Below are 24206 nucleotides of genomic sequence, written 5' to 3' on the forward strand. Positions count from 1 at the left end.
GTTCTCCGTTACTGTCACCAGGACCACCGGGGGGGGGTGGGGCTGGCAAACTCGCCCCCCGCCCCCCTCGGGGGGGGGGGGGGGGTACGCGGGGAGGCGGAGCGGATGGACGCGGCCGGCCGCGCCCCGCAGGTGGCCGTGCTGCTGAAGTCCGCCCTGCGCGCGCTGAGCGTGCGGTGACCGTGTGACGGGCTGATGGTTCGATGAAATTTTCACCGGGAAGCGGACTCCCGGCAGGCCGAGCGGATGGTGTCGAGTGAGCTTCGAGCGGGATCTCGTGTCGCCCGAACCGGAGGGCGACGAGCGGGCGATCGAGGCCGCGCTGCGTCCCCGGCGTCTGGAGGAGTTCATCGGGCAGGGCCGGGTGCGCGAGCAGCTCTCGCTGGTGCTGGAGAGCGCCCTGCGCCGCAACCGCCCGCCCGACCACGTCCTGATGAGCGGGGGTCCCGGGCTAGGCAAGACGACGCTCGCCATGATCATCGCCTCCGAGCTGGGCGCGCCGCTGCGGATGACCTCGGGGCCGGCGCTGGAGCGCGCGGGCGACCTCGCCGCGATCCTGTCCACGCTGACCGAGGGCGAGGTCCTGTTCATCGACGAGATCCACCGCATGGCCCGCCCGGCGGAGGAGATGCTCTACCTGGCCATGGAGGACTTCCGGGTCGACATCGTGGTCGGCAAGGGCCCCGGCGCCACCTCGATCCCTCTCGACATCGCCCCGTTCACGCTGGTCGGGGCCACCACGCGGGCGGGGCTGCTGCCCGCGCCGCTGCGCGACAGGTTCGGCTTCACCGCGCACATGGACTTCTACGAGGTGGCCGAGCTCGAGCAGGTCCTGCGGCGCTCGGCCCGCCTGCTGTCGGTCGATCTGCCGGACGAGGGCGCCCACGAGATCGCCCGCCGGTCACGCGGCACGCCCCGGATCGCCAACCGCCTGCTGCGGCGGGTGCGCGACTTCTCCGAGGTGCGCGCCGAAGGCGTGATCACCAGGGACGTCGCGGCCGCGGCGCTCAACCTGTACGAGGTCGACGCCGAGGGGCTGGACCGCCTCGACCGGGCCGTGCTCGACGCGTTGCTGCGCAAGTTCGGCGGCGGCCCGGTGGGCCTGTCGACGCTCGCGGTGGCCGTGGGGGAGGAGCCGGAGACCGTCGAGGTCGTGGCCGAGCCCTTCCTGGTGCGTCAGGGGCTGCTGGCCCGCACCCCGCGGGGCCGCGTCGCCACCGCCGCGGCCTGGGCGCACCTCGGCATGACTCCGCCCCCCGACGCCGTGGGCGCGGTCGCCGCGCCCACGCTCTTCGACGACAAGTGAGCGCCCCTCCACCGGCGCCGGCTCGGACGCGGCGGCCGGAAGCGGAAAGCGGGGCAAAGAGGTAACAGACCGATTGCGAAGCCCATGAAACGGGAACTTTCCTGCCCGCCGGGCCGTGGGTTCGTTGCCGGGCTTCTGCAGGCTCGCATACACTGCGTGGCTTGACTGGCCGTTCTTGCGACACGAGAAGCGTCGCGGTGGCCCGCGTGTGAAGCGCACAAGACCTCCGGCGCCAGGCCGGTTCATCACGTTACGGAAGGGTGGCCCCCGTGGGTAACAACCCGCTTGGGACGTTCCTGCCACTGATCTTGCTGGTAGTGGTGTTCTACTTCCTCCTGATCCGCCCTCAGCGCAAGCGGCAGCAGGAGCAGGTCCAGATGCAGAACTCCCTCACCCCGGGCGTCCGGGTCATGACCACGACAGGCCTGTTCGCGACGGTCGTCGCCCTCGAGGACGACGACGTCGTGCTGGAGCTGGCCCCCGGTGTCGAGACCCGCTGGGTCAAGGCGGCGATCGGCCGGGTGCTCACTCCCGTCGACGAGGTGACGAGCGGGGAGACCGAGGGGACCGTGACGGAAGGTTCCGACACGGGGAACGGTGACGACACGAGCACCAAGCAGTCCTGAGTAGGCTGATCACAACTTTTCGACGAAAGAACTGACCTCCAGTGGCCCCACCGACAAGTAGCCAGAGCAAGCCTGGACGCACACTCCTGCTGCTCTTTGTGCTCATCCTCGTCATGGGCGCGACGGTCGCCCTCCAGAAGGCGTTCGTCCCCAAGTTCGGCCTCGACCTCGCGGGCGGCACCACGGTGACGCTCTCGCCGGTCACGGCGAACGGGAAGGCGCCGTCGCAGGAGAGCCTCGACCGAGCCGTGACGATCATCCGGCAGCGCGTCAACGGCACCGGCATCTCCGACGCCCAGGTCGCGAAGGCGAACGCCAACATCGTGATCCAGATCCCGGGCGCGGGCCGGGACGAGGCGTTGCGACTGGTGTCGACCACCGCCGAACTGCGCATGCGGCAGGTTCTCGCGGTGGCCGCCGCCTCGAACCAGCCGGCCGAGGTGCCCACGGCGGCCCCCACGCCGAGCTCGTCGGCGGCGGCGACGCCCGCGGCCACTGCGAGTGAGTCGACGCCTGCCAGGCAGAGCGCGGCTCCCAGCGGGAACGCCTCTCCGGCGGGCCGTGTCCTGTCGAAGGCGCTGACCGCGCCGTCCCCGGAGCCGACGAGCACCTCGACGAGGGACACGACCCACCGCAGGGCCGGCGCGGGAGCCGCCAGGGCCAAGGCCTCGCCCTCGCCCTCGGCCGCTGCGAGCCCGCCGACGGCCGCTCCGGATGACGCCGGCGACCCACTGGCCGGTCAGGACACCAGCGGCATCGAGCCGGCGCTGCTCGACGAGTTCCGTAAGATCGACTGCACCGCGAAGAACCGCGGCCAGGGCGCCCTCGACGACCCGAACAAGCAGATCGTCGCCTGCAGCGACGACGGTACGGCCCGCTACATCCTGGACAAGGCCGCGGTGCAGGGCACCGAGATCAGCGGCGCGCAGGCGGGCACCGACCCCACCACCGGTGAGTGGATCATCCAGGTCGACTTCAAGTCGAAGGGCGCGACGCTGTTCGCCGACATCACCCGGCGCATCACCAGCCTGCCCGCCCCGCGCAACCAGCTCGCCAACGTGCTGGACGGCGTCGTCATCGTCGCTCCGACGATCGAGGAGGCCATCCCCGGCGGCAGCGCCCGCATCTCCGGCAGCTTCACGCAGAAGACCGCGACCGAACTGGCCGACCAGCTCAAGTACGGCGCGCTGCCGCTGAAGTTCCAGCAGAGCTCGGTCGTCTCGGTCTCCTCGACCCTCGGCCAGGACCAGCTCAGGGGCGGCCTCATCGCCGGCGCGCTCGGTCTGATCGTCGTCGTGTTCTACCTGCTGCTCTACTACCGCGGCCTGGGGCTCATCGGCATGGCCAGCCTGGCCGTGGCCACCGTGTTCACGTACCTGACGGTGGACGTGCTGAGCCACAACGCCGGCTTCCGGCTCTCGCTGCCGCACATCATCGGTCTGGTGGTCTCGATCGGCATCACCGCGGACTCGTTCATCGTCTACTTCGAACGGATCCGCGACGAGATCAAGGAGGGCCGCCGCACGCTGCGCTCGGCGGTGGAGGTGGCCTGGCGGCGCGCCCGGCGGACCATCCTGGTCGCCGACGCCGTCATGTTCATCGCCGCGGTGGTGCTCTACTTCCTCGCGGTCGGCGACGTGGCCGGCTTCGCGTTCGCGATGGGCCTGACCACGCTCATCGACATCGTGGTGGTGTTCCTGTTCACCAAGCCGCTGATGTCCCTCGTGGCGCGGTTGCGGTTCTTCTCGAAGGGCCACAAGCTGTCCGGACTCGACGCGGAGCGCATGGGCCGCACCAGCCCCGCCGAGCAGACTCTGCAGGAGGCGTGATGCCGGGAGTGATCAGCCGCCTCTACCGCGGCGACATCAACATCGACTTCGTCGGCAAGCGCAAGGTCTGGTATGGCCTGTCGGTGTTCCTGCTGGCCGTCTCCATCCTGGGTCTGGTGCTGAACGGGCTGAACCTGGGCGTGGAGTTCCGCGGCGGCTCGGTCTTCGACTTCACGCGCACGCCCGGCTCCAGCATCGAGCAGGTCCGCGAGACCGTCGCGGACGCCGGAGTCCACCAGGTCATCGTGCAGGAGGCCGGCCCGAACTGGCGGGTCACCACCGAGAGCCTCAAGGGCGAGGAGGTGACCAAGGTCCAGCAGACGGTGGCCCAGAAGTACGGCATCACCGAGGACGAGGTCAGCTCGCAGGTCATCGGCGCGACCTGGGGTGGCGAGGTCTCGCAGAAGGCCTGGATCGGCCTCGCGGTCTTCATGATCGCGATCATGCTGTACCTGTCGGTGGCCTTCGAGTGGCGGATGGCCCTCGCGGCGATCGTCGCCCTCATCCACGACCTCGTGATCACCGCGGGCGTCTACGCCTGGTCGGGCTTCGAGGTCACCCCGGCGACCATGCTCGGCTTCCTCACGATCCTCGGCTACTCGCTGTACGACGCGGTCGTGGTCTTCGACATGATCAAGGAGGTCACGGGCAAGCTCGGCACGAGCGCGAAGATGACCTACACACAGGCCGCCAACAACGCGCTCAGCCACACGCTGATCCGTTCGCTGAACACCTCGCTGGTGGCGATCCTGCCGGTGGCGGCGATCCTGTTCATCGGCACCACGCTGCTCGGCGCCGGCACGCTGAAGGACCTGTCGCTGGCCCTGTTCGTCGGCATGGTCGTCGGCACGTACTCGTCCCTGTGCGTGGCGACGCCGATCCTGGTCACGCTCAAGGAGCGGGAGCCCAAGTGGCAGGCGCTGGCCCAGCGGGTGCACGCCAAGGAGGCCTCCGCCGCCAAGGCCGCCCGTACGGCGAAGGAGCCCGTCTCCGCGGGCTCGCAGAACGTCACCGTGCAGACCACGGACAAGCGCAAGAAGAGCTGACCGCGTTCGCCGCAGACGCCCCCGGAACCCGCGAGGTCCCGGGGGCGTCTTCGCGTTCTCCGAGCCCGCCGGGGGCCCGCTAGGGTGAGCGTCGTGACTGACTGGACGGCTCTCATCAGGGATGTCCCCGACTACCCCAAGCCGGGCATCCTCTTCAAGGACATCACCCCGCTCCTGGCGGACCACGGCGCCTTCACCCAGGTCGTGGGCGAACTAGGGGACGGCCTGGAGTTCGACAAGGTGGTCGGCATCGAGGCCCGGGGCTTCATCCTGGCCGCGCCGGTGGCCTATCGCAGCGGCGCGGGGTTCGTCCCAGTGCGCAAAAAGGGCAAACTGCCCTCCGACACGTACGAGGCCTCCTATGATCTCGAGTACGGCTCCGCGACGATCGAGGTGCACGCCGACGCCTTCGACCCCGGCGACCGGGTCCTGATCGTGGACGACGTCCTCGCCACGGGCGGCACGGCCCGGGCGGCCGTGGAGCTGGTCAGGAGGACGGGCGCGGAGGTCGTGGCCGTCTCCTTCCTGATGGAGCTGTCCTTCCTCTCCGGCCGCGACCGCCTGCCGGGCCTGGACGTCCGGACCCTGCTCACCGTCTGAGCGGAGCCGCCGCTCGGGGGGCGGGTGGCCGAGAGTGCTGTGGCAGCACGGATACACTGTGGAATCTGGACTCGACGTGAGGAGTCTGTGTGCCCCGTGATGTGGTCGTGCCCGGCAGCGCGCGGGTCGATCGCGGAGTGATCTCCCGCGACGCCCCCGAGCCCGTCGCCGATGTGCCCCCTGACGCGGCGCGCGACCCGGCGGAGAGCCCGGAGGACAGGCCGGCTACGGCCACGCGACGAAGGCTCGCCCGGTTCGGGGGGCAGTGGGGTGCTATGAATCCGGTGTTGGAACCGCTCTTCAAGACGGTCCGTGCCACCCATCCCAAGGCCGACCTGCGGCTGATCGAGCGGGCGTACGACGTCGCCGCTTACCATCACCGCGATCAGAAGCGCAAGAGCGGCGACCCCTACATCACCCACCCGCTCGCGGTGGCGACGATCCTGGCGGAGCTGGGCACCGACGACGAGACGCTGTGCGCCGCCCTGCTGCACGACACCGTCGAGGACACCGCCTACAGCCTCGACGAGTTACGAGCCGACTTCGGCGACAACATCGCGTTGCTCGTCGACGGCGTGACCAAGCTCGACAAGGTGAAGTTCGGCGACGCGGCGCAGGCCGAGACCGTGCGCAAGATGGTCGTGGCGATGTCGCGCGACATCCGCGTGCTGGTGATCAAGCTGGCCGACCGGCTGCACAACATGCGGACCATGCGCTACATGCCCGAGCACAAGCGTCAGCAGAAGTCCCGGGAGACGCTGGAGATCTTCGCGCCGCTGGCCCACCGGCTCGGCATGAACACCATCAAGTGGGAGCTGGAGGACCTCGCGTTCGCCATGCTCTACCCCAAGCGGTACGACGAGATCGCCCGGATGGTGTCGGAGCGCGCGCCCCGCCGCGACCTGTTCCTGCACGAGGTCATCGAGAAGGTCTCCGCCGACCTGCGCGAGGCGAAGATCAAGGCGACCGTGCGCGGCCGGCCCAAGCACTACTACTCGATTTACCAGAAGATGATCGCCAAGGGCGTGGCCTTCGACGACATCTACGACCTGGTGGGCATCCGCGTCCTGGTCGACACGGTCCGCGACTGCTACGCCGCGCTCGGAACGATCCACGCCCAGTGGAAGCCGGTGCCGGGGCGGTTCAAGGACTACATCGCCATGCCCAAGTTCAACATGTACCAGTCGCTCCACACGACGGTCATGGGACCCGAGGGCAAGGCCATCGAGCTGCAGATCCGCACGCGGGCCATGCACAACCGCGCCGAGTACGGCGTGGCCGCGCACTGGAAGTACAAAGAGGAGATGACCGGGGCGGGCTCCGGCAAGGTCAAGCAGGTCAACGACATGGCCTGGCTCCGCCAGCTGCTCGACTGGCAGAAGGAGACCTCCGACCCCGGGGAGTTCCTGGAGTCGCTGCGCTTCGACCTGTCGGTGTCGGAGGTGTTCGTCTTCACCCCGCGCGGCCAGGTGATCGCCCTGCCCGAGGGCGCCACCCCGGTCGACTTCGCGTACGCCGTGCACACCGAGGTCGGCCACCGATGTATCGGCGCGCGGGTGAACGGCAGGCTGGTGCCGCTGGAGTCCCGCCTGGGCAACGGCGACACCGTCGAGATCTTCACGTCGAAGTCCCCGGACGCGGGCCCGTCGAGAGACTGGCTCAAGTTCGTGAAGAGCGGCCGGGCCCGCAACAAGATCCGCCAGTGGTTCACCAAGGAGCGCCGCGAGACCGCCATCGAGGCGGGCAAGGAGGCGATCGGGCGGGCCATGCGCAAGCAGGGCCTGCCGCTGCAGCGGCTGATGTCCGGCGAGGCGCTGCTGGCCCTGGCCAGGGACCTGCGCTACGCGGACGTGTCCGCGCTGTACGCGGCCGTCGGCGAGGGGCACATCACGGCCCAGGCGGTGGTGGACAAGCTCGTACAGGCCCTGGGCGGCGTCGAGGGGGCCGAGGAGGACATCGCCGAGGCCCAGGTCCCGACGCGGCTCAAGGGCCGTCTGAGGGCCAACTCGAACGCCGGTGTCATGGTCGCGGGCGACCCCGACGTGTGGGTCCGTCTGTCGCGTTGCTGCACCCCGGTGCCGGGGGACGAGATCGTCGGGTTCGTCACGCGGGGGCACGGCGTCTCCGTGCACCGCACCAACTGCCCCAACGTGGAGCAGCTCAGCGCCCATCCCGACCGGCTGGTGCAGGTCGCCTGGTCGCCCGGGGACGACTCGGTCTTCCTCGTCGCCATCCAGGTGGAGGCGCTCGACCGGCCCCGGCTGCTGTCGGACGTCACGCGGACCCTGTCCGACCAGCACGTGAACATCCTGTCGGCGTCGGTGACGACGAGCCGCGACCGGGTGGCGATCAGCAAGTTCACGTTCGAGATGGGCGACCCGAAGCACCTCGGCCACGTGCTCAAGGCGGTGCGCAACGTCGCGGGCGTCTACGACGTCTACCGCGTGACCAGCTGACGCCGGCCGCGGCCTGACCGGCTGGAGGGCGTTGCCCGCGACGGGGGCGTCTCCCACGCGGGCGCGGACCCGCACGCACACCGATCCCGGCGTGACGCGCGGTCACGCCGGGATCGACGGTCACATGAGGCCGGTCAGGAGAACTCGGCGAGCGTGCGCTCGGCCTCCTGGAGCCAGGAGCGGCGGGCGGACAGGGCCTCCTCCGCCTCCTTGACGTCCTTGTCCCGTCCTGCCGCCTGGGCCTTGGCCAGCCGGGTCTCCAGCTGACCGATGGACTTGAGGAGCTGGTTGACCGTGTCCTGGGCGCGGGCCCTGGCCTCGGGGTTGGAGCGCTTCCACTCGGCCTCCTCGGCCCTGCGGACCGCGTCGTCGACCTTGCGCAGCCCGCCCTCCAGGCGGTCGCGCTGGTCGCGCGGCACCGGCCCGGCGGCCTCCCAGCGCTCCAGGATGCCCCGCAGCGTCGAGCGCGCGGCACGGGCGTCGGTGACCGGCAGCAGCTTCTCGGCCTCGGCCAGCAGGGCCTCCTTCACCTCCGCGTTGGCGGCGAAGGAGGCGTCCCGCTCGGCGAAGACCGCCGAGCGGGCCTGGAAGAACCGGTCCTGGGCGGCCTTGAAGCGCGTCCACAGCTCGTCCTCGACCTCGCGGGAGGCGCGGCCCGCGGCCTTCCACTCGCGCATCAGCTCCCGGTAGGCCGCCGCGGTGGCGTTCCAGTCCGTCGAGTCGGCCAGCGCCTCCGCCTCGCCCACGATGCGCTCCTTGGTGCCGCGCACCGCGTCGCGCTGCTGGTCGAGCGAGGAGAAGTACGCCTTGCGCCGCTTGGCGAAGGCCGTACGCGCCGTGGACAGCCTCTTCCACAGCGTCGCCTCGGTGGCCCGGTCGACCCGCTCGGCGGCCTTCCACTCCTCGACGAGCTGCCGCAGCCGCTCGCCGCCGGACTTCCAGTGCGTCGTCTCCTCGGCGATGCGCTCGGCCTCGGCGACGATCCGCTCCTTCACCTCGCGCGCGTGCGCCCGGGCCTGGTCGCGCGCCGCCCGCAGCTCCTCGCGCCGCTTGCCGACCAGCTCGCTCAGCGCCGTCAGCCGGTCCTGCAGCGAGCCGAGGTCGCCGACCGCGTGGGCGTCGGTCACCGACTCGCGCAGCTTGGCGATGCTCGCCTCGGCCTGGGCCGGCGCGAGGTCGGTGCCGCGCACCCGCTGCTCCAGGAGCTGCACCTGGCCCGCCAGCTCGTCGAACTTCCGGCGGTAGTAGGCCAGCGCCTCCTCCGGCTCGCCGGCCTGCCAGGACCCGACGGCCCGTTCTCCCTCAGCCGTACGCACGTAGACGGTGCCGTCCTCGTCTACCCGGCCCCACGGGTCGGTGCTCACCGTGTCCTCCCGCACTTGAATCAGCCTCCAGGGCTCGATGTGCCCTTGGTTGTATTACGTCAGCTCTTGCTGGTGATTGTCACGTCTTTGATGACCACAGGCTGCTTCGGGGCACCGGTGCCGTCCCCGCCGGCACTGGCGATGACGCCCTTCTTGGCGACCTTGTCCACGATTTCGAGTCCTTTGGTCACCGTACCGAAAGGCGTGTAGTCGGGCGTCAGCCCGGTGTCCCCGAACACGATGAAGAACTGGCTCCCGTTCGTGTTCGGGCCGCTGTTCGCCATCGCGAGCACGCCCCGCGTGTACTTCGCGCCCGCCAGGTTCTCGTTGACGAACCGGTAGCCCGGCCCGCCCTGGCCGTCGGTCGGGTTCTCGCCGTCGGCCTTGGCCAGCGGGTCGCCGCACTGCAGGATCGGGAAGTCCGTCCCCATCCGGTGGCACTTCGTGTCGTCGAAGAAGTCCTTGGAAGCCAGGAACTTGAACGAGTTGACCGTGCAGGGCGCCTTCTCGCTGTCCAGCCGCGCGACGATGTCGCCGAGGTTGGTCTTGATGGTCATGGTCGCCGGGGCCGTGCTCACCTTCTCCGGCGGCATGCCGACGTTCTTGACCTGACCGCTGCCCTCGTCGGCGACGTAGCCGCAGGTGCCCTTCGCCGGGTCGTACGGCTTGGGGTCGGCCACGGCGGGCTTGATGCTCGCCGACGGCTTCGCCGACGCCGTGGCGGCGTCGTCGTGGTCGCGGCCGAGCAGGGTCGTGGCCGCCACGACTCCGCCGATCACCACCACCACGGCCGCGGTGGTGCCGATGACGGCGTTGCGCCGCACCTTCTGCTCGCGTTCCGCGCGTGCCTGCAGTTGCCGCTGGTAGTGCTCCCGGGCCAGCTGCTTCTGCCGGTCCTTGCCGGTGACCACTTCGACCTCCCGACTTGTCCTGTTTCCCATGGTCGTACGCCCGGACGCGATCTCGCCGGCGCGTGCCCGCCACGCCCGGAGGTGCTCCGGGAATGGCGGCCCGTTCTATAGCATCCGGCTCGACTGCTCCAAGAATGACTATTGAGGTGGGCGAATCGTATCGGCTGACGGGTATTGGTTCGCAGCCTGCCGACCCGCACCGGTACCCTTCGGTTACATTCGCTCGCGCAATCCTTGATTGATCCGTAGAGACGCAGAGGCCGCTTCCGTGCTCGTCGCCGGGTTTCCCGCAGGGTCGTTCCAGACCAACTGTTACGTCGTCGCTCCCGCAGCAGGCGAGGAGTGTGTGGTCATCGACCCAGGTCAGGACGCCGTGGAGGATCTCGACGCGCTGCTGCGCGAGCACCGGCTGAAGCCGGTCGCGGTGCTGCTCACCCACGGCCACATCGACCACGTGTGGTCGGTGGCGCCGGTGTGCGGCGCCCGCGACGTGCCCGCGTGGATCCATCCCGAGGACCGCGACCTGCTGTCGGACCCGGCGAAGGGGTTCCCGCCGCAGGCGGGCCAGGTGTTCGGCGGGCTGAAACTTTCCGAGCCCGACGACGTGCGGGAGCTGGCCGACGGGGCCGTGCTGTCGCTGGCCGGGCTGGAGCTCACGGTCGAGCACAGGCCGGGCCATACCTGGGGGTCGGTGACGTTCCGGACGCCCGTCGAGGACTCCGAGGTCCTGTTCGCGGGCGACCTGCTGTTCGCCGGCTCCATCGGCCGTACCGACCTGCCCGGCGGCGACCACGCCGCCATGCTGCGCAGCCTCGCCAAGACGCTGACGCTGCCGGACGAGACCACGGTCCTGCCCGGCCACGGACCTCAGACGACCATCGGCCGCGAGCGCGCGACCAACCCCTTCCTCAGGGACGTCGCGCCGCACGCAGGCCCGACCAGGGGATTGTGATGACCTTTCAGGCGCCCAAGGGCACCTTCGACTGGATGCCCCCGCGTTCGGAGTGGGCTCTCGCCGTACGGGACGCCCTGGCCGCGCCGGCCCGCCGCGCCGGCTACGGCTACGTCGAGACGCCGGCCTTCGAGGACACGGCGCTGTTCTCCCGCGGCGTCGGCGAGTCGACCGACATCGTGACCAAGGAGATGTACACGTTCACGAGCCGGGGCGGGCAGTCGCTGACGCTGCGCCCCGAGGGCACCGCGAGCGTGATGCGGGCCGTGCTCGAACACGGCCTGTACGGCGGCCCGCTGCCGATCAAGCTCTGGTACTCGGGCAGCTACTTCCGCTACGAGCGGGCCCAGGCCGGCCGCTACCGCCACTTCTCCCAGGTGGGAGCGGAGGCCCTTGGGGCCGAGGATCCCGCGCTCGACGCCGAGCTCATCGTCCTCGCGATGGACGGCTACGCCTCACTGGGCCTGCGCGGCGTCCGGCTGCTGCTGAACTCGCTCGGCTGCAAGGAGTGCCGGCCGGCCTACCGCGCCGCGCTCCAGGACTTCCTGCGCGGCCTGGACCTCGACGAGGCCACCCGCAACCGGATCGAGATCAACCCGCTGCGCGTGCTCGACGACAAGCGTCCCGAGGTGCGCGCGCAGCTGGAGGGCGCGCCGCTGGTCACCGACCACCTGTGCGGGGCCTGCAAGGCCTACCACGAGGAGGTCAGGGGCCTGCTGACGGCCGCCGGCGTGGCGTACGAGGACGACCCCCGGCTCGTGCGCGGCCTCGACTACTACACGCGCACGACCTTCGAGTTCCTGCACGACGGCCTGGGCGCCCAGTCGGCGGTCGGCGGGGGAGGGCGCTACGACGGGCTGAGCGAGCAGATCGGCGGCCCGGCGCTGCCCAGCGTGGGCTGGGCCCTCGGGGTGGACCGCACGGTGCTCGCGATGGAGGCCGAGGGCCTGCTCGCCGAGCGGCCCCGCGGCGTCGAGGTGTTCGCCGTACCGCTCGGCGAGGAGGCCAGGCGGCGGGTGTTCCCGCTGGTGAGCGAGCTGCGCCGGGCCGGCCTCGCCGTCGACATGGCCTTCGGCGGCCGTGGCGTCAAGGGCGCGATGAAGGCCGCCGACCGCAGCGGCGCGCGGTACGCGCTCATCCTCGGCGACCGAGATATCGAGGCGGGCGCCGTGCAAGTGAAGGACCTGACCACAGCCGACCAGACCGCGGTTCCGCTCGCGGAGGTCGTCGAGTTCTTGAAGGGGAAACTCTCGTGATCCGCACCCACGAGGCAGGCACGCTCCGCAAGGAGCACGCGGGCCAGAAGGTGACGCTCGCCGGATGGGTGGCGCGTCGGCGCGACCACGGCGGCGTGGTCTTCATCGACCTGCGCGACGCCTCCGGCTCGGCCCAGGTGGTCTTCCGCGAGGAGGACCACGCCCACGACCTGCGCGCGGAATACTGCGTGAAGGTCACAGGCGAGGTACGCCGGCGCCCGGCCGGCAACGAGAACCCCGATCTGCCCACGGGCGAGATCGAGGTCGTCGCCTCCGAGGTGGAGGTGCTGAGCGAGTCGGCCCCGCTGCCGTTCCCGATCGAGGGCAACGCGGGCGTGTCGGAGGAGGCGCGGCTGAAGTACCGCTACCTCGACATCCGCCGCCAGAAGATCGCCGACGCCCTGCGCATCCGCTCGCAGGCGACCTACCTCGCCAACGAGGTCATGCGTGAGCGCGGCTTCGTCTACGTCGAGACCCCGAACCTGACCCGTTCGACGCCCGAGGGCGCCCGCGACTTCCTGGTGCCCGTACGGCTCCAGCCGGGCAACTGGTACGCGCTGCCGCAGTCGCCGCAGCTGTTCAAGCAGCTGCTCATGGTCTCCGGCCTGGAGCGCTACTACCAGCTCGCCCGCTGCTTCCGCGACGAGGACCTGCGGGCCGACCGGCAGCCCGAGTTCACCCAGATCGACATCGAGATGTCGTTCGTGGACCAGGACGACGTCATCGAGCTGGGCGAGGCGCTCATCGGGCGGATCTGGAAGGAGACGATCGGCTACGAGCTGCCGACGCCGCTGCCCCGGATGACGTACGCCGAGGCGATGGCGCGCTACGGCTCGGACAAGCCGGACCTGCGCTTCGGCGTCGAGCTGACCGACCTCACGGACTACTTCTCCGGCACCTCGTTCCGCGTCTTCCAGGCGCCGTACGTGGGCGCGGTCGTCATGCCGGGCGGCGCCTCGCAGACCCGCAAGGAGCTCGACGCCTGGCAGGAGTGGGCCAAGTCGCGCGGCGCCCGCGGTCTGGCGTACGTGCTGGTCCAGGAGGACGGCACGCTGGGCGGCCCGGTGGCCAAGAACCTGTCGGAGACCGAGCTGGCCGGCCTCGCCGGCAAGACCGGCGCCAAGCCCGGCGACGCGATCTTCTTCGCGGCCGGCGCGCGCGCGGCCTCCCGCGACCTGCTCGGCGCGGCCCGCCTCGAGATCGGCCGCCGCTGCGACCTGATCGACGAGTCGCAGTGGTCGTTCCTGTGGATCGTCGACGCCCCCATGTTCGAGGAGGACGGCGAGGGCGGCTGGACCCCGGTCCACCACCCGTTCACCTCTCCCAAGCCGGAGTGGGCCGACAACTTCCAGGACAACCCCGGTGAGGCCCTGGCGTACGCCTACGACATGGTCTGCAACGGCATGGAGATCGGCGGCGGCTCGATCCGTATCCACCGCGCGGAGATGCAGCAGCGCGTGTTCGACGTGCTCGGCATCTCCAAGGAGGAGGCCGAGAGCAAGTTCGGCTGGCTGCTGGAGGCGTTCAAGTACGGCCCGCCGCCGCACGGGGGCATCGCCTACGGCTGGGACCGCGTCTGCATGCTGCTCGCGGGCGGCGAGTCGATCCGGGACGTGATCGCGTTCCCGAAGACGGCGTCCGGCTACGACCCGCTCAGCGGGGCGCCCACCCCGATCAGCCCGGACCAGCGCAAGGAGGCCGGCGTGGACGCCACGCCGAAGGCCGACAAGCCCGAGTCCGCGCAGTAGAACGCGAGACGGCCCCCGCGACACCGGTCGCGGGGGCCGTCCTTCGTCCGGGGCCGGTCAGACGATGGCCACGTCCTTGATGACGACCTTCTTCTTCGGGGCGTTGGAGCCCTCGCCCCGCACGTCGGCGGTGGGGTCGCCGTTGAACGGGATGATCCCGCCTCTGGCGATCTTGTCGATCACGTTCATGCCCTTGCTCACCACACCGATCATGGTGAACGCGCCGCCGGCGGCGGTCAGCTGGCTGTTCTCGTCGCTGAAGGAGATGAAGAACTGGCTGCCGTTGGAGTTGGCGTCCTCCGTGGCCTGCGCCAGTCCCACGGTTCCCCGGACGAGCGGCATGCCGCCGAGGTTCTCGTCGTCGAACAGGTAGCCGGGCCCGCCCGAGCCGTCCTCCTTGCGCTTGCCGTTACCCGTGGCCAGGGGGTCGCCGCACTGCAGCATGCCCAGGCCGACGGTCTCCACCGTCGCGAGGCGGTGGCAGACGGTGTTGTCGTAGAAGTTCTTACTCGCCAGGAACGCGAGCGAGTTCACCGCGCACGGCACGTCCTTGGTGGCCAGGTCGATGACGATCTCACCCTGGTTGGTCGTGATGATCATCTGCTTGGCCAGGATGACCCTCCTGGTCAGCTTGCTCGGCGGCATGCCCACGGACTTCGACGGGCTGCCCGAGTCGTCCTTGCGGTACGTGCAGGAGATCTGACGCAGGTCGGTGGGCCTGGCCGTCGGCGCGTCCGGCGCCAGCGTGGTCTCGGTCACGGTGGGGGCGTCCGAGGGGGACGCGGAGGAACTGGCCGAGGCTGTGGCCTTGGCCTCGTTGGCCGTGCCGTCACTGCAGGCCACCAGGCCGCCCGCCAGCGCGAGGAGCCCGAGCCCGGCACCGAGGGTGCTCCCCAGGCGGCGACGTGCAGTGGTCGCGCGCCCGGCCGTGCTCACGCGCGAAGCCGGTTGCTTCTGCCGATCAGTGTCGGTCACCGCTATGCCTTCCCTTTTCCCATTTATTACGACTGGTGCGCCACTCTATCCGTGATCCCGTCGGCTTCGTGTAAAGCACGCGTCCCTTGGGTATCACCATGGTTTGCGCCGGGTGCGCTCATCTTGCTCTCAGATCTGCCTGGGAACCTCCTGACGATCGAATCCGTATATCGGGAGCGGCCCGCGATCCGCGCCCCGGCTGCCGTCACAGGAGCGATGCACGATGTTCGACCAGGTCTTCGGACTCCCGGCCCATGCTCTGATCGTCCACGCGGCGGTGATCTTCGCGCCGCTGCTCGCGGCGCTGTCCATCGCGTACGCCGCGCTGCCCCGCCTGCGGCACAAGCTCGACTGGGCCCTGGTTGCGACCGCCGTGGTGGCGCTCGGCGCCGTGTTCGCGGCCGAGCAGAGCGGGGAGGCGCTGGAGCACCGGATGTTCCAGGGACGGCCCTCCGCCGCGATCGAGACCCACTCCGGGCTCGCCGAGGTCCTCGTGCCGGTGACCGCGCTCCTGACCGTCGTGTCCCTGGTGATGGTGTGGCTCACCCGGGCCCGCCGCGCTCCGCGGGGCGCCGGATCGCGGGCGGGCCTCATGGTCGTGTCCGCCGCCGCCGTGATCCTCGCGGTGGTCGTCGGCTACTACGCCGTACGGACCGGGCACACGGGCGCGACCGCCGTGTGGGGCGGCTGACGGTAGTGTCGGCGACGTGGAGAGCCTGTTCGATTCGGCCGCGGAGGAGGCGCACCGGGGCCAGGAGCCGCTGGCCGTGCGCATGCGGCCGCGCTCGCTGGAGGAGGTGATCGGCCAGCGGCACCTGCTGGGACCCGGCACGCCGCTGCGCCGTCTGGTGGAGAGCGACGCCCCGATGTCGCTCTTCCTGTGGGGACCCCCGGGCACCGGAAAGACCACGCTGGCGTACGTCGTGGCGGGCGCCACCAAGCGGAGGTTCGTCGAGATCTCGGCCGTCTCCGCCGGGGTCAAGGACGTGCGCGCCGCCATCGACCAGGCACGCCGCGAGCTCGGTATGTCCGGCAGGCAGACCGTGCTGTTCGTGGACGAGGTCCACCGGTTCAACAAGGCGCAGCAGGACGCGCTGCTGCCCGCCGTGGAGAACCGCTGGGTCACCTTCATCGGCGCGACCACCGAGAATCCGTTCTTCTCGGTCATCTCCCCGCTGCTGTCCCGCTCGCTGCTGCTCACGCTCGAGCCGCTGGCCGAAGACGACGTCCGCGGCGTCCTGGAGCGCGCGGTCGCCGACCCGCGCGGCCTCGGCGGGCGCGTCACGCTGCACCCCGACGCCCTCGACCAGCTCGTACGGCTGGCCGGAGGCGACGCGCGGCGCTCGCTGACCTACCTGGAGGCGGCCGCGATGCTGACCGACGGGGCCATCGAGGGCATGGCCGAGGTCACCGTCGAGGTGGTGGAGAAGGCCGTCGACAAGGCGGCCGTGCGCTACGACCGGCAGGGCGACCAGCACTACGACGTGGTCAGCGCGTTCATCAAGAGCATGCGGGGCTCGGACGCCGACGCGGCGCTGCACTACCTCGCCCGGATGGTGGAGGCGGGGGAGGACCCGCGGTTCATCGCCCGCCGGATCGTGATCTTCGCCAGTGAGGACGTGGGCATGGCCGACCCCACGTGCCTGCAGGTCGCGGTGGCCGCCGCGCAGGCCGTGGAGTTCATCGGCCTGCCCGAGGGCCGGATCAACCTCGCCCAGGCCGTCATCCACTGCGCGCTCGCGCCCAAGTCGAACGCGGTCGTGAAGGCGATCGGCGCGGCCTCCGACGACGTGCGGCGGGGCATGGTGGGGCGCGTCCCCGGTCACCTGCGCGACGCCCACTACGCGGGCGCGAAGAAGCTCGGCCACGGCAAGGGCTACCAGTACCCCCACGACTTCGAGCACGGCCTCGTCCGCCAGGACTACGCGCCGGAGGAGCTGCGGGAGCGCCGCTACTACGAGCCGACCACGCACGGCGCGGAGGCGCGGTTCGCCGAGCGCTGGGCGAAGATCCGGAGCTTCCTGCGCGGAGGCTGACCTCCGCTCGTGGATTGTGCCGAGCGCCCTGTGCATGTGGCGCGCAGCGCCCGTGTGTGTGGCGCGCGGCGCCCCCGTGTGTGTGGTGCGGAACGGCGGGCAGGTCGTTCGCGATAAGGTCTTGCCATTCCAGCTCCGTTGATCTAGGGAGATCGGCACATGCTTACCGCGGGAGAGCTGGCGGGCCTCGTGGTCGCCATTTTCTGGGTGATCCTGGTCTGCTTCATGGTCGTCGTGCTGGTCAGGCTGGCCAGGCTGCTGACCGAGACCCGCAAGTCGGTGGCCGAGCTGAGCGACCGCATCGCCCCGCTCCTCGACGACATGAGCCAGACCGTCTCCGAGGCCAACCGGCGGCTGGTGGCGGCCGAGGAGATCACGGACAACATGCGTGACGTCAGCGGCAACATGGTGAGGATCACCGGGGTGGCGTCCACGCTGCTCGCCGGCCCGGTGCTCAAGATCTCCGCCTTCCGCGACGGCTTCCGCCTGGCGCTGGCCAGGCGCGGCGCCCGGAGGGTCCCGGCCCGCAGGGTCGCCCGCGGCGGCCCCCGGACCGGCCCTCACATCGGGGACAGGATCAGCGAGCGGCACGCGGCCGAGCGGGCCGCGGAGCGCCGGGCGATCGGGAGGGGACGCGGATGATCCGGCGGCTTTTCTACATGTCCCTGGGCGCGTTCGTCACGGTCTGGACGATGCGTAAGCTTCAGTCGTTGCGGCCCGACCACGTGGCCAGGCGCACCGCCGATCGCGCGGTGACCCTCGCCGACCAGCTCAGGGACTTCGCCGGCGAGGTGCGCCGCCTGTCGGCGAGCAGGGAAACCGAGTTGCGCGCCGAGTTCGGACTCGACACGGTTGCTGGAAACACCACAGGCAAGAACAGAATCTACGACGTAAAGGACGGCCGCTGAAATGGAGTCGGCAGAGATCGCGCGCCGCTTCCTGCGCTTCTTCGAGGAGCGCGGGCACACAGTCGTGCCCTCGGCCAGCCTGGTCGCCGAGGACCCGACACTGCTTCTGGTGAACGCGGGTATGGTCCCGTTCAAGCCCTTCTTCCTGGCGCAGCAGACGCCGCCGTACCGGCGGGCGACCAGCGCGCAGAAGGTCATGCGGACCCTCGACATCGACGAGGTCGGCAAGACCACCCGGCACGCCAGCTTCTTCCAGATGCTCGGCAACTTCTCCTTCGGCGACTACTTCAAGGAGCAGGCGATCCCGTTCGCCTGGGAGTTGCTGACGCGGCCCGAGTCCGAAGGCGGCTTCGGCTTCCCGGAGGACCGCCTGTGGGCGACCGTCTACCTGGACGACGACGAGGCCCAGGACATCTGGCACCGCAAGGTGGGGCTGCCGCTCGACCGCATCCAGCGCCGTGACCTGGCCGACAACTACTGGCACATGGGCGTCCCCGGGCCGGGCGGCCCCTGCTCGGAGATCTACTACGACCGCGGCCCGGAGTACGGCCGCGAGGGCGGGCCGATCGCCGACGAGAACCGCTACCTCGAGGTGTGGAACCTCGTCTTCATGCAGTTCCAGCTCAGCACGGTCCGCGCCAAGACCGACTTCGACGTCGCGGGCGAGCTGCCGGCCAAGAACATCGACACCGGCATGGGCCTGGAGCGCATGGCGGCCATCCTGCAGGGCGTCGACAACATCTACGAGATCGACACGACCTACAAGATCCTCGACACGGCGGCCGACCTCACCCGTTCGCGCTACGGGCGCGACAAGCGCGCGGACGTGTCGCTGCGGGTGATCGCCGACCACATGCGGGCGGGCGTCATGCTCGTCGGCGACGGTGTGCTCCCGTCCAACGAGGGCCGCGGCTACGTGCTGCGCCGCATGCTGCGCCGTGCGATCCGCAACCTCCGCCTGCTCGGCGCGGGCGAGGAGCGGCACATGCACGCGCTCACCGCCGTGACCATCGATGTGATGGGCCAGCAGTACCCCGAGCTCAGGGCCGACGCCGCCAACATCCACACCGTCATCGACGCCGAGGAGGCGTCGTTCCTCGGCACGCTCCGCACCGGCACGGCGATCTTCGACGTCGCGGTGGAGGAGAGCAAGCGCAAGGGCGCCTCGACGCTCAGCGGCGACCAGGCGTTCCAGCTGCACGACACCTACGGCTTCCCGATCGACCTCACCCTGGAGATGGCGGCCGAGCAGGGCCTCCAGGTGGACGAGGAGGGCTTCCGCCGGCTCATGAAGGAGCAGCGGGACCGCGCCAAGGCCGACGCCGCGGCGAAGAAGACCGGCAACGCCGACATCTCGGTGTTCACCGGCATCCTCGAGAAGGCCGGGAAGGTCGACTTCCTCGGTTACGACCACACCACCGCCGAGGGATCCGTCATCGGCCTCCTCGTCGACGGCGCGTCCGTCCCGGCGGCCGGCGCGGGGACCACGCTGGAGGTCGTGCTCGACCGCACCCCGTTCTACGCCGAGGGCGGTGGCCAGCTCTCCGACCAGGGCGTGATCCGCACCGGTGGCGCGGAGATCGACATCGTCGACGTCCAGTCGCCGGTGCCCGGCCTGGTCGTGCACCGCGGCAAGGTGCGCGTCGGCGAGGTGCGCGTCGGCGACCAGGCGCAGGCCGACATCGACCTGGAGCGGCGCCGCGCGATCTCCCGCAGCCACACCGCGACCCACCTCGTGCACCGCGGGTTCCGCAACGCGCTCGGCGAGTCGGCGGCCCAGGCGGGCTCGGAGAACTCCCCGGGCCGCTTCCGCTTCGACTTCACCGCGGCCGGGGCCGTCTCCCCGTCGATGCTGCGCGACGTCGAGGACGAGGTGAACGCCGTCCTGATCAACGACCTCAAGGTCAACGCCTTCTACACCAGCCAGGCGCAGGCCCGCGCGATGGGCGCGCTCGCGCTGTTCGGCGAGAAGTACGGCGACGAGGTGCGGGTGGTCGAGGTCGGCGACTACTCCCGGGAGCTGTGCGGCGGCACGCACGTGGCCAGCTCCGGTCAGCTCGGCCTGGTGAAGGTGCTGGGCGAGTCGTCCATCGGCGCGGGCGTGCGCCGCGTGGAGGCGCTCGTCGGCCTCGACGCGTTCCGGTTCCTGGCCCGCGAGAGCGTGCTGGTCGCCCAGCTCAGCGAGCAGCTGAAGACCCGCCGCGAGGAGCTGCCCGAGCGGATCGAGGGCATCGTCACCCGGCTGCGGACGGCGGAGAAGGAGCTGGAGAAGCTGCGCTCGGCCCAGGTGCTCGCGGTGGCCGGCGAGCTCGCCGCGCAGGCCCGCGAGATCCAGGGCGTCTCCGTGGTGACGCACCGCGCGCCTGATGGCACCACCGCCGACGACCTGCGTAAACTCGCCCTCGATGTGCGCGGCAGGTTCCCTGGCGACCGCGCCGCGGTCGTCGTCGTCTCCGGCGTCCCCTCCGACCGGCCGGTCGTCGTCGCCGCGGTCAACGAGGCGGGACGCGAGCGCGGCCTGAAGGCGGGCCGGCTCGTCGGCGTCGCCGCCAAGGCACTCGGGGGTGGCGGTGGCGGCAAGGACGACGTGGCCCAGGGCGGTGGCACGCGGCCCGAGGCGATCGGCGACGCGCTGCTCGCGGTCGAGGAGGCCATCTCCTCCGCGGTGGCGTGAGCGGCCGATGAGGCACGGCGTCAGGATCGGGGTCGACGTCGGCTCCGTCCGCATCGGCGTGGCCCGCAGCGACCCGTCGGGTCTGCTGGCCACGCCGGTGGAGACCGTACGGCGCGGCCGGGGCGACCTGGCGAGGATCGCGGAGATCGCCGCCGAGCACGAGGCGATCGAGATCGTGGTGGGCCTGCCCACGTCGTTGTCGGGCAGGGAGAGTCACGCCGCCGAGGCGGCACGGGCCTTCGCCACGCGGCTGGCCGCCCGGATGACTCCGGTCCCGATCCGGCTGGTGGACGAACGGCTCACCACGGTCAGCGCCCAGCAGGGCCTGCGGTCCAGCGGCGTGAAGGCCCGCAACCAGCGCGACGTGATCGACCAGGCGGCGGCCGTCGTGCTGCTGCAGGCCGCGCTCGACGGCGAGCGGGCCACCGGCAATCCCCCCGGCAGACCCCTCGAACCACCGCGGCCCGGCGCCGGGCCCGGTGAGGAAGCGAGCGGCGGGACCGCACGGTGAGGCGGACCGCGGCCGTCGTGGCCGGGGCGCTCGCCCTGGTCGCGGCGGCGGTGGCGTACGGCGTGCACGAGGTCGTCGGGCAGCCGGACAAGGCCCCCGACTACTCCGGCGGCGGGTCGGGGACGGTCACGGTCGAGATCACGCCGGGCACGAGCGCCGGAGAGATCGGCAGGACGCTGGAGAGCGCCGGCGTGGTGGCCAGCGCCCAGTCGTTCATCGAGCAGGTGATCACGCGCTCCAAGGAGAGCAGCCTGCGCCCGGGCCGCTACGTCCTGCGGCGCCGGATGGCCGCCGCCGACGCTCTCGACCTGCTGCTCGCGCCCGCGAGCAAGGTCGTGCGCAAGGTCACCGTGCCCGAGGGGCTGCGCACGCATGAGGTGCTCCGCATCCTCGCGGACGGGACCGGCATCCCGCTGAAGGACTTCACCGAGGCCGCCGCCGACCCCGGGCGGCTGCGCCTGCCCGCGTACGCCGAGGGGACCGCCGAGGGGTTCCTGTTCCCGGCCACGTACGAGATCGAGCCGGGCGTGACCGCCGTCGACATGCTCAGGAAGATGGTGGCCCGGTTCCGGGTCGCCGCGCGGAAGGTGAGGCTGGAGGAGCTGGCGCCGCGCGTGCGGCTCACGCCCAAGCAGGCGGTGACGGTGGCGAGCATCATCCAGGCCGAGGGCGGTGTCCCCGCCGACTACCCCAAGATCGCCAGAGTGGTGTACAACCGTCTCGCGCGCGGAGCGAAGCTGGAGATGGACAGCACGGTCAACTACGCGCTGGACCGCCACACGCTCAAGGTCAGCAACGAGGACACGCGGGTCGACTCGCCGTACAACACCTACGCGCGGCCGGGACTGCCGCCGGGGCCCATCGGCAACCCGGGAGAGACCGCGCTCGTCGCCGCGCTCCATCCCGCCGAGGGCACGTGGTACTGGTTCGTGACCACTGATCCTCGTCGTAAAATCACCAAATTCACTGACAAAGAGGCGGAGTTCAGGAAATATCGGGAGGAGCTGAACAGGTATCTCGGGACGAACTGATCGCCTCCCGGGGCATCCGCGCGGCGCCGGCCCGCGGGGGTCCGGAGCGCGCCCGGTGCGTCCGCACGGCCCCGCCGCCCCCTGGGCGGGGCTCCATATATCGGGAACGCCCCCCGCGGAACCCCCTGTCCCGAACCCCCTCGGTTTGGCACACTCGCTTGACGGGAGGCCTCTCGTACCGAGAGATTGGCCAGCGCACTATGAATGATCTGGACATGGACTTCCTGCTCGGCGCCGAGGACGACGACGGTTCTCCCCGGCGCCGGACCTCTGGCAGCCGCACCCAGCAGCGGCGCAGCCGCAGACGCCGCAAGAAGCAGCGGCGCAAGGGCAGGGTCGCGACGCTGTTCGCCGTTGTGATCATCGTCGGCGTCCTCGGCGGCCTCGGCTACTTCGGATTCACCTGGGCGCGCGGCGTGATGATCCCCAAGGACTACACCGGGGAGGGGCGCGGGGAGGTCGTCGTCGAGATCGAGGAGGGCGCGAGCGCCACCGACGTCGCCCAGATGCTGGAGGACGAGGGCGTCGTGGCCAGCGCGCGGGCGTTCATCAACGCCATCGGCGCGGCAGGGAAGAGCTCCTCGCTCCAGCCGGGCCAGTACGAGATGCGCAAGAGCATGTCCGCCGAGTCCGCCCTGGCCCTGCTCGACCCCAAGAACCGCATGCTCAACCGGCTGACCATCCGTGAGGGGCTGCGGCTGAGCAAGATCTACGAGGAGCTGTCCACCGCCACGGGCAAGCCCGTCGAGGACTTCAAGAAGGCCGCTCGCACCGACATCGGGCTCCCCGCGTACGCCAAGGGCCGTCTGGAGGGCTACGCGTTCCCGGCCACGTACGAGATCAGCAGCAAGCTCACCCCGCAGCAGATCCTCACCAAGATGGTCGACCGGTTCAACCAGACCGCGGACCGGGTCGACCTGGAGGGTCAGGCGAAGCAGCTCGGCTTCAGCGCCAGGCAGATCATCATCATCGCCAGCATCGTGCAGGCGGAGTCCGGCAGCGCCGAGGACATGCCGAAGGTCGCCCGGGTCATCTACAACCGGCTGGCCTCCAACCCCCAGATGAAGCTGGGCATGGACAGCACGGTCATGTACGGCCTCAACAAGTACGGTATCGCGGCCTCGCACGCCGACCTGGAGAGCACCTCGCGGTACAACACCTACAAGTACTTCGGCCTGCCGCCCGGCCCGATCGCCAACCCCGGCGACCACGCGATCGAGGCCGCGCTGCACCCGGCCGACGGCAACTGGCTGTACTTCGTGACGGTCGACCCCAAGCGGGGCATCACCAAGTTCACCGACAAGGAGTCGGAGTTCTGGAAGCTGCGCGACGAGTTCAACCGGAACAACAAATGACCGGGACCGGCCAGGGGACCGGCCGCCGGGCCGCGGTCCTCGGGTCCCCGATCGCCCACTCGCTGTCCCCGGTCCTGCACCGGGCGGCGTACGCGGAGATGGGCCTGGACGACTGGCGCTACGACGCGATCGAGTGCGCCGAGGACGGGCTCGCCGGCCTGATGGCCGGCCTTGGCGCCGAATGGGCCGGGCTGTCGCTCACGATGCCGCTCAAGCGCGCCGTGCTCCCCCTGCTGGACAGCGTCTCCGACCTCGCGCTGGCCGTCGGCGGCGCCAACACGGTGGTCTTCGGCGAGGACGGCGCGCGGCACGGCGAGAACACCGACGTGTACGGCATCGTGCGGGCGCTCGCGGAGGCGGGCGTGCCCGCACCGGCCTCCGCGGTCGTCCTCGGCGGCGGCGCCACCGCGGCCTCGGCCGTCGCCGCCCTTCGGGAGACGGGGCTCGCGGAGGTCACGCTGGTCGTGCGCGATCCGGCCCGCGCGGGGGAGACCCTGCGGGTCGCCGAGCGCCTCGGCGCGACGGTGACGGTGCGCTCCTTCGACGACTTCGATCCCGCGGCCGATCTGGTCGTCTCCACGCTGCCGTCCGGCGCGGCCGACGCGCTGGCCGAGCGGGTCGC

21 protein-coding genes are annotated in these 24206 nt (G+C 70.8%); 18 read left to right on the top strand and 3 right to left on the bottom strand.

Going from position 1 to position 24206, the window contains the following annotated elements; all coding sequences use genetic code 11:
- Positions 1 to 256 precede the first annotated feature (256 nt).
- From ruvB to AB0J39_RS25815, 6 genes are all read left to right on the top strand, one after another.
- Positions 257 to 1306: a Holliday junction branch migration DNA helicase RuvB gene (gene ruvB / locus AB0J39_RS25790; RefSeq protein WP_363468980.1), complete on the top strand. Its 1050-nt coding sequence runs from the start codon at positions 257 to 259 to the stop codon at positions 1304 to 1306.
- A gap of 269 nt (positions 1307 to 1575) precedes the next feature.
- Positions 1576 to 1932, top strand: a complete 357-nt coding sequence (gene yajC, locus AB0J39_RS25795; RefSeq protein ID WP_363468982.1) for a preprotein translocase subunit YajC — start codon at positions 1576 to 1578, stop codon at positions 1930 to 1932.
- Positions 1933 to 2030: 98 nt separating this feature from the next.
- Positions 2031 to 3761: a protein translocase subunit SecD gene (gene secD, locus AB0J39_RS25800; protein ID WP_363468984.1), complete on the top strand. Its 1731-nt coding sequence runs from the start codon at positions 2031 to 2033 to the stop codon at positions 3759 to 3761.
- Positions 3761 to 4807, top strand: coding sequence for a protein translocase subunit SecF (gene secF / locus AB0J39_RS25805; protein ID WP_363468986.1), 1047 nt, complete (start codon positions 3761 to 3763; stop codon positions 4805 to 4807). The genes secD and secF overlap by 1 nt, the downstream gene beginning before the upstream one ends.
- 93 nt (positions 4808 to 4900) lie before the next feature.
- Complete coding sequence (locus tag AB0J39_RS25810) at positions 4901 to 5407, top strand: adenine phosphoribosyltransferase (RefSeq protein ID WP_363468988.1); 507 nt, start codon at positions 4901 to 4903, stop codon at positions 5405 to 5407.
- A 275-nt stretch (positions 5408 to 5682) separates the two neighbouring features.
- Positions 5683 to 7863, top strand: a complete 2181-nt coding sequence (locus AB0J39_RS25815) for a bifunctional (p)ppGpp synthetase/guanosine-3',5'-bis(diphosphate) 3'-pyrophosphohydrolase (protein ID WP_363469016.1) — start codon at positions 5683 to 5685, stop codon at positions 7861 to 7863.
- A 134-nt stretch (positions 7864 to 7997) separates the two neighbouring features.
- Here the strand turns inward: AB0J39_RS25815 and AB0J39_RS25820 are convergent, their stop codons facing one another.
- Both AB0J39_RS25820 and AB0J39_RS25825 read right to left on the bottom strand, forming a co-directional pair.
- Positions 7998 to 9227, bottom strand: coding sequence for a DUF349 domain-containing protein (locus tag AB0J39_RS25820; RefSeq protein ID WP_363468990.1), 1230 nt, complete (start codon positions 9225 to 9227; stop codon positions 7998 to 8000).
- 59 nt (positions 9228 to 9286) lie between these two features.
- Positions 9287 to 10138, bottom strand: a complete 852-nt coding sequence (locus tag AB0J39_RS25825) for a peptidylprolyl isomerase (protein ID WP_363468992.1) — start codon at positions 10136 to 10138, stop codon at positions 9287 to 9289.
- A 268-nt stretch (positions 10139 to 10406) separates the two neighbouring features.
- Here AB0J39_RS25825 and AB0J39_RS25830 point away from each other — a divergent pair, with 268 nt between their 5' ends.
- Genes AB0J39_RS25830 through aspS form a run of 3 tightly spaced genes read left to right on the top strand, consistent with a single transcriptional unit; the run spans position 10407 to position 14094 of the window.
- Positions 10407 to 11090, top strand: coding sequence for an MBL fold metallo-hydrolase (locus AB0J39_RS25830; protein ID WP_363469018.1), 684 nt, complete (start codon positions 10407 to 10409; stop codon positions 11088 to 11090).
- Positions 11090 to 12346 (top strand): histidine--tRNA ligase, encoded by a 1257-nt coding sequence (gene hisS / locus AB0J39_RS25835; RefSeq protein ID WP_363468994.1) that lies wholly within the window; start codon positions 11090 to 11092, stop codon positions 12344 to 12346. Before AB0J39_RS25830 ends, hisS begins: the two co-directional genes overlap by 1 nt.
- Positions 12343 to 14094 (top strand): aspartate--tRNA ligase, encoded by a 1752-nt coding sequence (gene aspS / locus AB0J39_RS25840; protein WP_363468995.1) that lies wholly within the window; start codon positions 12343 to 12345, stop codon positions 14092 to 14094. Before hisS ends, aspS begins: the two co-directional genes overlap by 4 nt.
- A gap of 57 nt (positions 14095 to 14151) precedes the next feature.
- Here the strand turns inward: aspS and AB0J39_RS25845 are convergent, their stop codons facing one another.
- Positions 14152 to 15069, bottom strand: a complete 918-nt coding sequence (locus tag AB0J39_RS25845; protein ID WP_363468997.1) for a peptidylprolyl isomerase — start codon at positions 15067 to 15069, stop codon at positions 14152 to 14154.
- Positions 15070 to 15292: 223 nt separating this feature from the next.
- Here AB0J39_RS25845 and AB0J39_RS25850 point away from each other — a divergent pair, with 223 nt between their 5' ends.
- From AB0J39_RS25850 to AB0J39_RS25890, 9 genes are all read left to right on the top strand, one after another.
- On the top strand, positions 15293 to 15760 hold the full coding sequence (locus AB0J39_RS25850) for a hypothetical protein (protein WP_363468999.1): 468 nt from the start codon (positions 15293 to 15295) through the stop codon (positions 15758 to 15760).
- Between the two features lie 16 nt (positions 15761 to 15776).
- A complete protein-coding gene (locus AB0J39_RS25855; protein WP_363469001.1) occupies positions 15777 to 17105 on the top strand; it encodes a replication-associated recombination protein A in 1329 nt (442 codons plus the stop codon).
- 159 nt (positions 17106 to 17264) lie between these two features.
- Positions 17265 to 17747, top strand: coding sequence for a DUF948 domain-containing protein (locus AB0J39_RS25860; protein WP_363469003.1), 483 nt, complete (start codon positions 17265 to 17267; stop codon positions 17745 to 17747).
- Positions 17744 to 18013 carry a hypothetical protein gene (locus AB0J39_RS25865; RefSeq protein ID WP_363469004.1) on the top strand — a complete coding sequence of 90 codons (270 nt, stop codon included), beginning with the start codon at positions 17744 to 17746 and terminating at the stop codon, positions 18011 to 18013. The genes AB0J39_RS25860 and AB0J39_RS25865 overlap by 4 nt, the downstream gene beginning before the upstream one ends.
- 1 nt (position 18014) lies before the next feature.
- Positions 18015 to 20687 carry an alanine--tRNA ligase gene (gene alaS / locus AB0J39_RS25870; protein ID WP_363469006.1) on the top strand — a complete coding sequence of 891 codons (2673 nt, stop codon included), beginning with the start codon at positions 18015 to 18017 and terminating at the stop codon, positions 20685 to 20687.
- 7 nt (positions 20688 to 20694) lie between these two features.
- Entirely contained in the window at positions 20695 to 21198 is a 504-nt protein-coding gene (gene ruvX / locus AB0J39_RS25875; protein WP_363469008.1) for a Holliday junction resolvase RuvX, read from the top strand.
- Positions 21195 to 22229 (top strand): endolytic transglycosylase MltG, encoded by a 1035-nt coding sequence (mltG, locus tag AB0J39_RS25880; protein ID WP_363469010.1) that lies wholly within the window; start codon positions 21195 to 21197, stop codon positions 22227 to 22229. The genes ruvX and mltG (AB0J39_RS25880) overlap by 4 nt, the downstream gene beginning before the upstream one ends.
- Before the next feature lie 200 nt (positions 22230 to 22429).
- Positions 22430 to 23584 (top strand): endolytic transglycosylase MltG, encoded by a 1155-nt coding sequence (gene mltG, locus AB0J39_RS25885; protein ID WP_363469012.1) that lies wholly within the window; start codon positions 22430 to 22432, stop codon positions 23582 to 23584.
- The coding region (locus tag AB0J39_RS25890; RefSeq protein ID WP_363469014.1) for a shikimate dehydrogenase at positions 23581 to 24206 on the top strand (626 nt) is incomplete at its 3' end. The genes mltG (AB0J39_RS25885) and AB0J39_RS25890, both read left to right, overlap by 4 nt.

Source organism: Microbispora sp. NPDC049633 (assembly GCF_040675265.1).
GTDB lineage: Bacteria > Actinomycetota > Actinomycetes > Streptosporangiales > Streptosporangiaceae > Microbispora > Microbispora maris.